The organism is Brachybacterium kimchii, assembly GCF_023373525.1.
Classification (GTDB): Bacteria; Actinomycetota; Actinomycetes; order Actinomycetales; family Dermabacteraceae; genus Brachybacterium; species Brachybacterium kimchii.
Map to the genome: position 1 here is coordinate 1,546,427 of NZ_CP097218.1, position 11,833 is coordinate 1,558,259.

General features: G+C 73.6%; 13 protein-coding genes. 4 read left to right on the forward strand and 9 right to left on the reverse strand.

The features are described 5' to 3' along the window. Positions 1-286: 286 nt before the first annotated feature. Positions 287-1,792, forward strand: coding sequence for a PrsW family intramembrane metalloprotease (locus M4486_RS07425; protein WP_249480515.1), 1,506 nt, complete (start codon positions 287-289; stop codon positions 1,790-1,792). On the opposite strand, the gene M4486_RS07430 is transcribed toward M4486_RS07425, so the two are convergent. From M4486_RS07430 to M4486_RS07445, 4 genes are all read right to left on the reverse strand, one after another. Next, entirely contained in the window at positions 1,755-2,216 is a 462-nt protein-coding gene (locus M4486_RS07430; RefSeq protein WP_249481096.1) for an RNA-binding S4 domain-containing protein, read from the reverse strand. The two genes, M4486_RS07425 and M4486_RS07430, sit on opposite strands and share 38 nt — an antisense overlap. Positions 2,217-2,233: 17 nt before the next feature. Further along, complete coding sequence (locus M4486_RS07435) at positions 2,234-3,727, reverse strand: amidase (RefSeq protein ID WP_249480516.1); 1,494 nt, start codon at positions 3,725-3,727, stop codon at positions 2,234-2,236. Between the two features lie 85 nt (positions 3,728-3,812). Continuing rightward, positions 3,813-4,301 carry a low molecular weight protein-tyrosine-phosphatase gene (locus tag M4486_RS07440; RefSeq protein WP_152353394.1) on the reverse strand — a complete coding sequence of 163 codons (489 nt, stop codon included), beginning with the start codon at positions 4,299-4,301 and terminating at the stop codon, positions 3,813-3,815. Continuing rightward, positions 4,298-4,651, reverse strand: coding sequence for a GNAT family N-acetyltransferase (locus M4486_RS07445; protein WP_249480517.1), 354 nt, complete (start codon positions 4,649-4,651; stop codon positions 4,298-4,300). Before M4486_RS07445 ends, M4486_RS07440 begins: the two co-directional genes overlap by 4 nt. A 25-nt stretch (positions 4,652-4,676) precedes the next feature. On the opposite strand from M4486_RS07445, the gene M4486_RS07450 reads away from it, so the two are divergent. Together M4486_RS07450 and M4486_RS07455 are read left to right on the forward strand one after the other, a co-directional pair. Further along, entirely contained in the window at positions 4,677-5,042 is a 366-nt protein-coding gene (locus M4486_RS07450; protein ID WP_152353396.1) for a DUF952 domain-containing protein, read from the forward strand. A 56-nt stretch (positions 5,043-5,098) separates the two neighbouring features. Next, positions 5,099-5,719 carry an L-threonylcarbamoyladenylate synthase gene (locus M4486_RS07455; protein ID WP_249480518.1) on the forward strand — a complete coding sequence of 207 codons (621 nt, stop codon included), beginning with the start codon at positions 5,099-5,101 and terminating at the stop codon, positions 5,717-5,719. A gap of 19 nt (positions 5,720-5,738) precedes the next feature. Here the strand turns inward: M4486_RS07455 and M4486_RS07460 are convergent, their stop codons facing one another. The 3 genes from M4486_RS07460 to M4486_RS07470 form a co-directional block, all read right to left on the reverse strand. After that, positions 5,739-7,139, reverse strand: a complete 1,401-nt coding sequence (locus M4486_RS07460; protein ID WP_249480519.1) for an MFS transporter — start codon at positions 7,137-7,139, stop codon at positions 5,739-5,741. Between the two features lie 159 nt (positions 7,140-7,298). Further along, positions 7,299-7,535, reverse strand: coding sequence for a hypothetical protein (locus M4486_RS07465; RefSeq protein ID WP_249480520.1), 237 nt, complete (start codon positions 7,533-7,535; stop codon positions 7,299-7,301). Between the two features lie 32 nt (positions 7,536-7,567). Next, entirely contained in the window at positions 7,568-8,314 is a 747-nt protein-coding gene (locus tag M4486_RS07470; protein WP_249480521.1) for a gamma-glutamyl-gamma-aminobutyrate hydrolase family protein, read from the reverse strand. Positions 8,315-8,464: 150 nt separating this feature from the next. Between M4486_RS07470 and M4486_RS07475 the strand changes: the two genes are divergently transcribed. Further along, positions 8,465-9,205 carry a type 1 glutamine amidotransferase gene (locus M4486_RS07475; protein WP_249480522.1) on the forward strand — a complete coding sequence of 247 codons (741 nt, stop codon included), beginning with the start codon at positions 8,465-8,467 and terminating at the stop codon, positions 9,203-9,205. A 42-nt stretch (positions 9,206-9,247) separates the two neighbouring features. Here the strand turns inward: M4486_RS07475 and M4486_RS07480 are convergent, their stop codons facing one another. Both M4486_RS07480 and M4486_RS07485 read right to left on the reverse strand, forming a co-directional pair. Continuing rightward, the gene (locus M4486_RS07480) at positions 9,248-10,393 is read right to left on the reverse strand and encodes a glycosyltransferase family 4 protein (protein ID WP_249480523.1); all 1,146 of its coding nucleotides are present in this window, start codon (positions 10,391-10,393) and stop codon (positions 9,248-9,250) included. Positions 10,394-10,580: 187 nt separating this feature from the next. Further along, positions 10,581-11,792, reverse strand: coding sequence for a cobalamin-independent methionine synthase II family protein (locus M4486_RS07485; protein ID WP_249480524.1), 1,212 nt, complete (start codon positions 11,790-11,792; stop codon positions 10,581-10,583). Positions 11,793-11,833 lie beyond the last annotated feature (41 nt).

Below are 11,833 nucleotides of genomic sequence, written 5' to 3' on the forward strand. Positions count from 1 at the left end.
GCCGCTGCGACGATCACGCCCGCACGCGCGCTCTCGATGAGGCGCACTGCGGGGCACGATCCCTCGCGACCCGACATGAGATGCAACGTCAGGGAAGTTGAGTCTATTCCGCTCAACCCTGGTCTCCCCGTGGCCTGCCTCACGATACTCGCGCAGGGTGTCGGGCCTGAGGCCGTCGTCCACAATCGTCGGCCCTCCCCTGTGACGGAATCCCCCTCCCGGTAGCATCGGCACTCCGGCGCCTCCTCGGCTCCCGCCCGCCGTTCCCGTTCCCCGCGAGGACCCCATGACGCATCCTCCCTCCGCACCTCAGCCCCCGCAGCAGCCTCCGCAGCGGCGCCCCCTCCAGCCCCCACCGCGGGAACAGCAGCCGGTCCCCCGGGAGCAGCCGGCACCCGGGCAGCGGACCGGCGGGCAACAGCAGGCCGGCGGGCAGCAGCAGGCCACGGGCCAGGGCCCTGCGCCGCAGGGCCGCCCGGGCGCACAGGGCCATGGGCAGCCCGGCGGCCAGTACGTCCACTACGAGCTGCCGCGCCTGTACGACACCTCGAGCCGTCCCGCCGGTCCGCTGACGCGCGCCCGCTTCGCTCCCGCACCGGCGCAGCGCCCGCAGCAGGCGCAGCCGGATTCGGCGTGGGCGTCGCAGACCCGCCGCATCCAGGAGGTCCAGCAGCAGCCGAAGGCGGGCATGCCGCTGCCGATCGTGCTGGGCTGGATCCTCGCGGTTCTCCTGGGACTCGGGCTGCTCGTGCTCCTCACCCTGCTGTTCCTGCTGTACGTGCTGGAGGGCTCGAGCCCCGGCGCCTGGGTGCTCGAGGCCGTCCTCGCCTCGTTCTCCCTCGTCGTCATCATCGGGGTGATCGTGCTCGCGGACCGCTGGGATCCGCAGCCGATCCCTCTGCTGATCAGCGCCGTGCTGTGGGGCGCGGCAGCCGCCGCGGGCACGGCGTACGTGGTCAACTCGGTCGTCTCGATCCTCGCCTACCAGGTGACCGGCGACGAGGGCGCCGCCTCGTTCGTGGGGGCAGTGATCAGCGCTCCCTTCACCGAGGAGAGCGCGAAGGGCCTCGGCCTCGTGGTGCTGTTCCTGGTGGGGCGGCGCTACTTCAACGGTCCGCTCGACGGGCTCGTCTACGGGGCCCTCATCGGGGGTGGATTCGCGTTCACCGAGAACATCACCTACTACGGGAGCGCCTGGGACCACGGCGCCGTCACGACCGTCGCGTCGACGGTGGTGATCCGGGGGGTCATCGGCATCTTCGGCCACGCCATCTACACGTCCCTGACCGGCGTGATCATGGGGCTCGTCGCGCGCAAGTGGGGCACCGTGCCGGGCGCCCTCGTCTTCTTCGTGGCGACGTGGCCGGGCATGTTCCTGCACTGCATGTGGAACCTGTCCTCGTTCCTGTTCCCCGACCTCGAGGGCCTGATCATCATGCTGCTGCTCGAGTTCGTGCTCTCGGCCCTGTGGCTCGGCCTGATCGCCGTGCTGGTCTGGGACGAGTCGCGCCTGACGCGCGTGCGCCTGGGCGAGTACGCGAACCTCGGCTGGCTCACGCACGAGGAGGTCACGATGCTGGGCACCTGGAAGGGACGTCGGGAGGGCCGCTCCTGGGCGCGCACGATGGGCGCCCTGCCCGTCATGAAGCGCTTCATCCGGGAGTCGGCGGAACTTGCCGCCACCCGCCAGCGACTGCTGGCCGACGGGGCGAGCCCGAAGGCCACCGCGCACGAGAGGCAGCTGCTGGACCGTCTCACCGTGAATCGCCGCGAGCTGCTCTCCCGGGCCTGAGGTCGACGGAGCTCTCGCCGAGGGCGTCGACGGGATCCACCCCGCGACCGCGCAGGCGGTCCATCTCCCGCCGATCCTTCTTGGTGGGCCGGCCGGCGCCGCGGTCGCGGCGGGGCGGCGCCGCGAGCAGCTGCGGCGCGGGCTCGGGCGAATGGTCCTCGTAGGCCTCGCGGGCGACGGGCGCGCCCACCCGCTTCTCGAGCAGGCGGGTGACCACGATGATCCGCTCGCGTCCGGGGCGACGCACCCGCAGCTCGTCGCCCACGGAGATCCGCTGCGAGGCCTTCACGAGGTCGCCGTCGCGGCGCACGTGCCCGCCGCGGCAGGCCGCCGTGGCGGCCGAGCGGGTCGGGAACAGGCGCACGCTCCACAGCCACACGTCCACGCGCACCGCCGTCGGCCCCGTCGCGCCCGACGCCCCGATCGGCCCCTGCCCGCCGCTCACGGGACATCGACCTCGCGCACGAGCGGCCAGGGATCGGCCTGCTCCAACTGGGCGGCGAGCGCGAGCAGCAGCTCCTCGTCGCCGCCGCGCACGGCGCCCAGCTGCACGCCGAAGGGGAGCTCGACCCCGTCGATCTCCTCCCGGTGAAGGGGTACGGACATCGCCGCGCGCCCGGTCATGTTCCAGGTGCTCGTCCAGGGGGTGAACGCGCACTGGGCGTCGAAATCTGCCTCGGGGTCCTCGAGCTGGAGCTCCGCGGGGAACGCCGGCGGGGCGGCGAGGGACGGGGTGATCACGACATCGAGGCCGTCGAAGGCCTCCCCCACCTCCCGGGCCAGCAACTGCATCCCCGCGAGCGCGCCGGTGACGGCGCGGCCGTCGTACTCGCGCCCGCGCTCGCGCAGCCAGCGGGTGAGCGGCAGCAGCAGCGCCTCGGCCTCCGGCGGGAGGTCCAGGGCGGCGGCGCCGACGGTCCACAGCGGCATGAACGTGCGCCAGCGCGTGGTGTCGAAGGGCGCGGGCACCGCCGTGACCTCGTGCCCGAGCGCGCGCAGCAGGGTGCTCGCGCGCTCGACGGCGCGCAGCGCGGCCGGGTGCACGTCGGTCGCGATCGCGAGGGGCTCGGTGAGCACGCCGATCCGCAGTCCCGTCCCGCTCCCGCCCGCGCCGGGGAGCCCACCTGCGGCCTGCTCGAGCGGTGCGAGATAGCCCCCGCGAGGGGCGCGTCGGCCCCAGGCGTCGCCGGGACGCACGCGGGCGATCAGATCGAGCCCGAGAGCCGCGTCGCGCACGGTGCGGGCGAGGATCCCATCGGTCACCAGCCCCGGCCCCTCGGCGCCGTGCGGCCCCGGGGACACGAGCCCGCGCGAGGGCTTGATCCCCACGATGCCGCAGCAGGCGGCGGGGATGCGTATCGAGCCGCCGCCGTCGGACCCCTGGGCGATCGGCACGATGCCGCTGGCGACGGCCGCGGCAGCTCCCCCGCTCGAGCCTCCGGCGGTGCGGCGGGTGTCCCAGGGCGTGCGGGCGGGGGCGGTGGTGGCGGGCTCGGTGTAGCAGGGCAGGCCGAACTCGGGGGTCGTCGTCTTCCCGATGGTCACGGTGCCCGCGTCGAGGACGTCCTGGGCGACGCCGTCGGTGACGTCCGCGCGGGTGCCGACGAGGACCGAGCTGCCGGCCTCGAAGGGTTCGCCCTGGATGCGGGTGAGGTCCTTGATGGGCAGCGGCACGCCGAGCAGGGGGCGGGAGCGCGCGAGCTCCTCCCGGGCGGAGCCGCGGTGCGCGGCGGCGAGCTCCCGGGCGGCGGTCTCGGCCTGGGTGCGGCTGCGCTCCTCGAGCAGATGCGCGAAGGCTCCGACACGGGGGCCGACGGAGCGGGCCTGCGCGAGGACCCTCTCGGTGTGCTCGCGGACGTCGACCTCGCCGACGCGCAGCGCGCGGGCGAGAGCGAGGGTGTCGAGGCGGAGGGGATCCGCCGCGGGCATCGTCATCGGAGATCCTCCTGCATCGCGGGATGCCAGGGTCTCACGCGGGCGCCTCATCCGGTGCGCCCGATGTCCGGCGCGGGGAGGGCGCTCAGCCGCGGGCGGGGAGGTGACCGCGCACGTGCTCGACGATGCCGCGGGAGGCGGCCTCGATCTTGCGGGCGGTGTCCTCGAAGTCGCTGCTGTCGCCGTACCAGGGGTCGCGGATGCCCAGGTCCTCCGGGGCCTCGGGATCGAACTCGCGCAGCATGCGCAGGCGCTCGGAGACGCCGCGCCCGCCGATCCGCTCGAGCGGCCCGACGTGATCGTGGTCCAGGGCCAGCACCAGGTCGACCTCGCGCAGCTCCTCCGGCGTGACCTGCCGCGCCCGGTGGCCGGAGGGGTCGAATCCGAGCTCGCGCAGCTTCGCCCCGGCCCGAGGATCGATGGGTTCGCCGGTCTCCCAGCTCGTGGTGCCCGCGGAGGAGATCTCGACCTGGTCCGCCAGGCCCTCGTCCTCGAACGCGCCGCGGAGCATGTACTCCGCCATCGGCGAGCGGCAGATGTTGCCGGTGCACACGGTGATGATCCTGAAGGTCACGCGTCGCCCTCCTGCGGCTCGGGGCCGACCTCGTCGGTGGGGCGCTGCGTCGAACGGGCCCCTGCGGGATGACGCTCGAGGTAGCCGCGGGCGAACCAGCAGGTCGCCTCGACGTCCAGGCCCTCCTCGGCGGTCTCGGCGAGGGCCTCCTGCACGAGCGCGGTGCCGATGCCCTGGCCGCCGTGCTCCGGGGAGACGACGGTCGAGCGCAGATCCCGCACGCCCTCGGCGCTGCCCGGTCCGTACTGGAGGACGCCCACCAGACGGTCGTCCAGCAGCGCCTCGAATCTCTCCCGGTCCGCCGCGTGCGCGATGCGCAGTCCCTCGACGATCCGTCCCCGTGCTCCCATGGGGCATCACGGTACACTGCCGGTCATGCCCGCGCCCCTGATCTGGCACATCACCGAACGCTCCTCCTGGGACGCGGCGGTGCCCACCGGGCGCTACACGTGCTCGACCCGCGGCCGCAGCCTCGCCGAGGTCGGCTTCATCCACGCCTCCTGGCCCGAGCAGATCTCGATGGTCGCCAAGCGCGTCTATCCGGATCGGCCGACGGACCTGGTGATCCTCGAGATCGACGTGCAGCGCGTCGAGGCCGCGGGCATCGCCGTGGACGTGGAGGAGGACTCCCGCGGCACCGGCCGCTCGTATCCGCACATCCGCGGCCCCGTGCCGATCAGCGCCGTGGTCCGCCTGCGCCGCACCAAGTGGCTGGGCCGGGAGTTCGTGGTCGTCGCCTGAGCGCGCCGCGCGAGGCGCCCCTCCCCCGTCGGCCCCCGCCGGACGTAGCATCGGGCATGGCTCGATATCTGGACATCCATCCCGTGGACCCGCAGCCGCGCCTCATCGAGCAGACGGTGCGCGTGCTGCGCGACGGCGGGCTGATCGCCTACCCCACCGACTCCTGCTACGCGCTGGGCTGCGCCCTCGAGGCGCACGAGGGGCTCGAGCGCATCCGCCGCATCCGGCAGGTCGGCTCCGACCACGACTTCACGCTCGTCTGCTCGGACTTCGCGCAGCTCTCGCAGTTCGTGCTCGTCTCCAACCCCACGTTCCGCCTGGTCAAGAACCTCACGCCGGGGCCGTACACCTTCATCCTGCGGGCCACCAAGGAGGTGCCCCGCAGGATGGCCCACCCGAAGAAGAAGACCGTGGGAGTGCGCATCCCCGACAGCCGCGTGGACCGAGCGCTCGTGGAGGCCCTCGGCGAGCCGATCGTCTCCTCGACGCTGCTGCTGCCGGGCGAGGAGACCCCTCCCTCGCAGGGCTGGCAGGTCCAGCAGGCGCTGGACCCTCAGCTCGACGTGATCATCGACTCCGGGGACGTGGGCACGGAGCCCACGAGCGTCATCGACCTCACCGGGGACCTCGCCGAGATCCGTCGCGAAGGGGCGGGGGACCTCTCTCTCTTGCAGTGAACCGCGCGCGCCGGCGCGCTCAGGCCCGGGCCCCGGCCTCCGTCGTCGACGCCGTGCGCGCGGAGAGCACTCCGGAGAACACGAGGATCCCGAGGGCGTAGAGCGGCACGAGCCACAGCGCGAAGCGCAGGGTGAGGGCGTCGGCGAGGGCGCCGACGATCGGCGGCGTCACGAAGAAGCCGATGCGGGCGAACCAGCCGACCACGGTGATGCCGAGGCCGTGCGGGACGCCCTCCATCTCGTCGGCCGCTCGGAACGCCGCGGGGAACAGGGTCGCGATCCCCCAGCCGGCGCACGCGAAGCCGATCAGCGCCGTCGCCGGGTGCGGGAAGATGAGCGCCATGGCCATGCCCGCGCCGCTGAGCAGCGCGCCGATCCGGGCCGTGAGACGGTCGCCGAGGCGGTCCACGACCCCGTCGCCGAGGAAGCGTCCGACGGTCTGCGCGCCCTGCAGGGCGACGAAGGCGAGGCCCGCGAGGAACGGCGTCGCCTCGAAGGTGTCGCGCATGAACAGGGCGCCCCAGGTGTTGCCGGCGTCCTCGGTCGCTCCCGCGAACACGAGCACGAGCCCGAGCGCCGCGATCAGCAGCAGTCCGCGCAGGGTGCTCGCGCGCGTCACCCCGGTGCCCGTCGTCGCGCCGGTCCCGGTCGTCGCGTCGCTGCCCGTCGCAGAGTCCGCCCCGGCCGTCTCGCCCGCGCTCGCCGTCTCCCCGCCCAGCGCCTCCTCGGTCGCGGCCGCAGGGGCCGCGGCGGAGGCGGCGGACGGAGCGGCGAGTCCTGCCTCGAGGGCCGCGGGGCGACGTTCGGTGGAGTCGTGGCCGGTGAGGAGGAAGCGCCTGCTGCCCAGGGCGAGGGAGCCGAAGAGGACGAGGCCCACGAGGCCCTGGATCCACAGCGGCACCGCGAGCTGGGCGCAGACCGAACCGAGGATGCCGCCGGTGACGGCGCCGAGCGACCACCAGCCGTGATAGCTGTTGAGGATCGAGCGCCGGTACCGGCGCTCGACGCGCATGCCGTGGGCGTTCATCGAGACGTCGGTGATCGAGTCGCTCGCGGCCGCGAGGAACAGCGCGGCGGCGAGCCACAGCCAGGTCGCCGAGGTGTAGACGAGCAGGTGGACGGTGCTCGCGACGACCTGGAAGGCGACGGCCACCCTCGCGGAGCCGAAGCGGGCCATGAGCGGGGCCGCCAGGAGGCCGGCGGCGAGCCCGCCGATCGGTCCCAGGCCCACGGCCAGGCCGAAGGACCCGTTGGACAGGCCGATGGACTCCACGAGCTGCGGGTAGCGCGGGAGGATCGCGCAGAACGACGCCCCGTTGAGGAAGAAGATCAGCGAGACCGCCCAGCGCGCGCGGCGGGCGTCGGCGGCGACGGGGGCGCGCGAGGTGCGGTGCGGGTGCGAGGAGCGGGACGAGGTCACGGTCACCCAGGTTTCCGGATCGGTGCGGCGGTCGGAGCGAGAACGGGCCCCGCTCTCCGGCGGCGGAGAGCGGGGCCCGTCGGCGCGGTGCGGAGCCCTGCGGCGGGCCGAGGCCCTGCGCGGGCGCCGCGCGCGTTCAGCGGTGGCGCGGCTGCGGACTCAGCGCAGCAGCGCGGGTATCGCCTGGAAGGCGAGGAACAGGGAGAGGATGCACATCAGCAGCCCGATCACGAAGAGGAACCACGCGATCGTGTAGAGGCTCATGACCCACAGGCCGGCGATGAACAGGCCGAACACGACGATGAACAGCACCCAGGTCACCACGGGGTTGTGGGTGGAGGGGGTGCTGGCCTCCTCACGGGGCTGCTGCGTGTGCGGGTCGGTGGCGGAGCTCATCATTCCTCCAGGGGGTACGGCGGGGACGTCCCTCATCCTAGACCAGCACGGGCCCCGTCCGCGCATGAGGGCACGCTGCCGATCGCGGTGACGAGCGCCTCGAACAGCCCGTCGCCCTCGCGGTCGAGCTCGGGGTGCCACTGGACGGCCAGGACCGGGGATCCGGCGGTCGCCTCGAGGGCGAGCGGGAGGCCGCTCGTGTGGTGGGCGACGGCGCGCAGGCCCTCGCCCACGGTGCGCACGCCCTGGTGGTGGAAGGCGGTGACCTCGGGACGGGTGCCCACGGCGAGCGCCGTGTCGCTCGCGGCATCCACCTCGACCTCGACGCGGGTGGGACGCTCCCCGGTCACGGGGTGCTGCGGCAGGTCCGCGGGGAGGTGCTGGTGCAGGTCGCCGCCCTCGGCGACGGTGATGATCTGCAGACCGCGGCAGATGCCCAGGACCGGCAGGCCCACGCGGCGAGCGGCCCGGTAGAGCGAGGACTCGAAGGCATCGCGCTCCGGGGCGGGAGTCATGTCGGTGTCACGGGCCTCGGCGCCGTACAGCGCGGGGTCGAGGTCGGCGCCGCCGCTGAGGACGATGCCGTCGAGCTCGGCGACCTCCTCGTCGGTCCACGCGTCCTGCGGGGCGAGGATCACGGGCCGCGCGCCGGCGCGGCGGATCGCCTCGACGTAATGCTCGGTGAGCACCACCGCCTCGTGGCCCTCCCAGGCGCCGGACATCAGGCGGGACGTCCCAGCGGTCACGCCGATGAGCGGGCGACGAGTGCGCTCGGCCATGAGAGGTCCTTCCTGTTCGATGCCGGTGTCCGGCGAGTGCGGTGCTGTGGGGCCGGTCCCGGTCGGGCCGACGGGGTCCATACCACTCCCCCGTGCGTCGCCCGGTCCACGTGTGTGGCCGAATGTGACGGGCTCTGGTAGGAATCCCCCATGTCGCCCGAGAACCCGGATCCCTCCCCCGCCCTGGACCTGCCCGAGGTGCTCGTCATCGAGCACGAGACGGACTGCCCGCCCGCGGTGCTCGCCGAGGTGCTCGAGGCCGAGGGCGTGACCCTGCGTCTCGTACGCGCGCACCGCGGCGAGCAGGTGCCGGACGATCTGCGGGGCGTCGAGGGGCTCGTGGTGCTCGGCGGCGGCATGGACGCCGACGACGACTCCGGTCATCCCTGGTTCCCGGCGGTGCGGGCGCTCGTGCGCACCGCGCGCGATCGCCGCGTGCCCACCCTGGGCATCTGCCTGGGTGCTCAGCAGCTCGCCCTCGCCCTCGAGGGCGCCATGGGCCGCCGCGCGGTCGCGGAGGTCGGGATCCTGCCCGTCGTGCCGACCGCCGAGGGCAGGGAGGATCCGCTGATCGCCGCGCTCGGCGACGACCCGAGGGTGCTGCAGTGGCACCAGGATCAGATCACCTCGCTGCCGCCCGCCTCCCGGCTGCTCGCCTCCGGGACCGACGGCGCCGTGCAGGCCTTCGTCACCGAGGACCTCGCGTGGGGCGTGCAGTTCCACCCCGAGGTGACCCCGGAGGTCGTGGGCCGCTGGGCGGAGACGAGCGATCTTCTGCCCGAGGGCGTGACGCCCGCGCAGGCCGCAGCGGCCGTCGCGGAGGCCGAGGCCCCGCGCGAGAGCTGGCGGGCGCTGCTCGCGGCCTTCGCCCGCATCGTCCGCGGCGACTGACGCCGCGCCGCCGCTGTCGCGTCCTCGTGCGGACGGGAGCGCTCAGCCCAGGGCGAGCACTCCGGCGTTGGCGAGGATCGCCTGCTCGTAGTGTCCGCGCAGCTGATCGGCGAGCGCGCTCCAGGAGCGCTCCCGCACGGAGTCGAGGGCGGCGCGGCCCATGGCCTCGCGCTTGGCGTCGTCGAACAGCAGGTCGGCGGTGCGGGCGCGCAGCTCGGCGAGATCGCCGGGCGCGTACAGCCAGCCGGTGCGGCTGGGGTCGATGAGGTCGATGGGGCCGCCGGCGCGAGGGGCGATCGCGGGCAGACCCGAGGCCATCGCCTCCTGGATGGTCTGGCAGAAGGTCTCGTGCTCGCCGGGGTGGATGAACAGGTCGGCGCTCGCGAGATGGGCGGCCAGGTCGGCGCCGCGGCGGAATCCCACGAAGCGGGCGCGCGGCATGGACTGCTCGAGATCGGCGCGCTCCGGCCCGTCCCCCACGATCACCAGGCGCACTCCGGGCATGTCGTGGACCACACGCAGGTCGCGCACCTGCTTCTCGGGAGCCAGGCGCCCCACGTAGGCGACGATCCGCTCCGAGGGGTCGGCGAGCTCGTCGCGGAGGGCGCGGGAGCGCGCCGTCGGACGGAACTGCTCGGTGTCCACGCCGCGGCCCCAGAGACGGATGCGCGGGATCTGGTGAGCGGCGAGCAGGTCGCGGGACGCGGTCGACGGGGCGAGGGTGAGGGTCGCGCGCTGGTGGAGGTCGCGCAGGATCTGCCAGCAGGCGTTCTCGAGGAAGGGCAGTCCGTAGGCGGCGGCGAAGCCGGGCACGTCGGTCTGGTAGACGGCGACCGCGGGCAGGTCGAGCTGGCGGGCGGCGATCACGGCGCGACCGCCGAGCACGATCGGCGAGGCGAGATGGACGACGTCGGGCGCGTGGGCGGCGATGGTGCGCCGCAGGGAGGTCGCGCTCACGGTCGCCACGCGGATCCCGGGGTAGCCCGGGAGCGGCAGGGACGGCACCTCGTGGATGGGCACCCGCGCACCGCAGGCGGTGGTCAGGGAATCCGGAGCGCCCGCGTGGTGGGGCGCGATCACGGAGACGTCGTCCCCGCGGGCGGTCAGCTGGTCGGCCATGTGCAGGACGGAGCCGGTCACGCCGCTCATGTGCGGCAGGAACGTCTCGGCGATGACGAGTATCCTCACGCGCTCAGCGTGTCCCGCAGTGGGATACCGCAGGACACGCCGGCGTGACGTGTCGGCGACGTTCTTGCGAACGTCGGCCGAGGATCGGACCGGTCCGGACCGGTACGGACAGCTCCGATCAGTCAGGAACCGGCCGGCCGGTCCGAGCCGGGTCGGGCCCGGTCGGGCGCACCGGGCCGAGCGGCTCTCAGAGCCTCGCGGAGGCGATCGCGGCGCCCTGCACGAGCGAGTCGAGCTTGGCCCAGGCGATGTCCGGGTGGATGCGCCCGCCGAGTCCGCAGTCGGTCGAGGCGATCACGCGCTCGGGACCGACGAGCTTCGCGAAGCGCTCGATGCGCTGGGCGACCAGTTCCGGGTGCTCGACCACGTTGGTGGAGTGGGAGACGATGCCGGGGACGATCACCTTGTCCTCGGGCAGCTCGAGGTCCTCCCACACAGTCCACTCGTGCTCGTGGCGCACGTTCGCGGCCTCGAAGCTGAAGTACTTGGCGTCGATCTCGAGCATCGTGGGCGCGAGGTGCGCGAACTCGAGGTCGGTGGTGTGCGGTCCGTGCCAGGAGCCCCAGCACAGGTGGAAGCGGACCTGCTCGGCGGGGATGCCCTCGAGCGCGCGGTTGACCGCGTCGACGCGCTTGCGGGTGAAGGCGAGGTAGTCCTCGACGGTGGGCTCGGGGTTGATCTGGTCGAAGTTCTCGGCGATCGAGGGGTCGTCGATCTGCAGCAGCAGCCCGGCGTCGGCGATGGCGCGGTACTCGGGGCGCATGACCTCGACCCAGGCGTCGAGGAAGGCGTCGACGTCGCCGTAGTGGTCGTCCTGGATGCGGCTGCCCGATCCGGGCGAGAGGGTGTTGAGGAATCCCTGCTCGATGCCGTGCGCGCCGAGCGCCTCGCGCAGGTTCGCGGCATCCTGGGCGACCAGCTCGCGTCCGAGCTCGGTGAAGGCGACCTCTCCGGTCGCCGCGGGGAACACGTGCTGCTCGCCGAGCGAGATCCCGGAGGCCGGGTCGGCGTAGGCGTCGGCGAAGCGCACCCAGTCGCGGCGGTCCGCGAAGGAGGTCAGGCGCACGTCGCCGGGCGCGGAGCGCACGGGCTCCTGGCTGCGATGGTCCACGCCCGTGATCTGCAGTCCGCTCACGCGATCGAAGACGTAGCTCCACCAGGTGCCGTAGTTGTAGGCCGATCCCATGGCGTGGCCGTACTCGCCGTCGTTGGGCACGGAGATGCCCACGCGCTGCTGGCGCGCGACGATGTCGTCGACCGCGGAGGCGAGGATCTGGCGGAACTCGTCGGTGATGATCGGTGTGACGCCGTCATCGGCGACCTCGCGCCGCGCGTTCGCCTCGATGAGCTCGGGCGTGCGCGGGAGGGAGCCGGCGTGGGAGGTGAGGATCTCGGTCATGACCGCAGGCTACGGGTGCCGACTCGCCCGGCCGAAACCGG

Excerpts from the sequence above, each read along its gene's own strand:
- M4486_RS07455 (WP_249480518.1), top strand. The coding sequence starts at position 5,099 with ATGGCTCGATATCTGGACATCCATCCCGTGGACCCGCAGCCGCGCCTC.
- M4486_RS07470 (WP_249480521.1), bottom strand. The coding sequence starts at position 8,314 with ATGGCCGAGCGCACTCGTCGCCCGCTCATCGGCGTGACCGCTGGGACG.
- M4486_RS07425 (WP_249480515.1), top strand. The coding sequence starts at position 287 with ATGACGCATCCTCCCTCCGCACCTCAGCCCCCGCAGCAGCCTCCGCAG.
- M4486_RS07450 (WP_152353396.1), top strand. The coding sequence starts at position 4,677 with ATGCCCGCGCCCCTGATCTGGCACATCACCGAACGCTCCTCCTGGGAC.
- M4486_RS07485 (WP_249480524.1), bottom strand. The coding sequence starts at position 11,792 with ATGACCGAGATCCTCACCTCCCACGCCGGCTCCCTCCCGCGCACGCCC.
- M4486_RS07475 (WP_249480522.1), top strand. The coding sequence starts at position 8,465 with ATGTCGCCCGAGAACCCGGATCCCTCCCCCGCCCTGGACCTGCCCGAG.
- M4486_RS07445 (WP_249480517.1), bottom strand. The coding sequence starts at position 4,651 with ATGGGAGCACGGGGACGGATCGTCGAGGGACTGCGCATCGCGCACGCG.
- M4486_RS07435 (WP_249480516.1), bottom strand. The coding sequence starts at position 3,727 with ATGACGATGCCCGCGGCGGATCCCCTCCGCCTCGACACCCTCGCTCTC.
- M4486_RS07465 (WP_249480520.1), bottom strand. The coding sequence starts at position 7,535 with ATGAGCTCCGCCACCGACCCGCACACGCAGCAGCCCCGTGAGGAGGCC.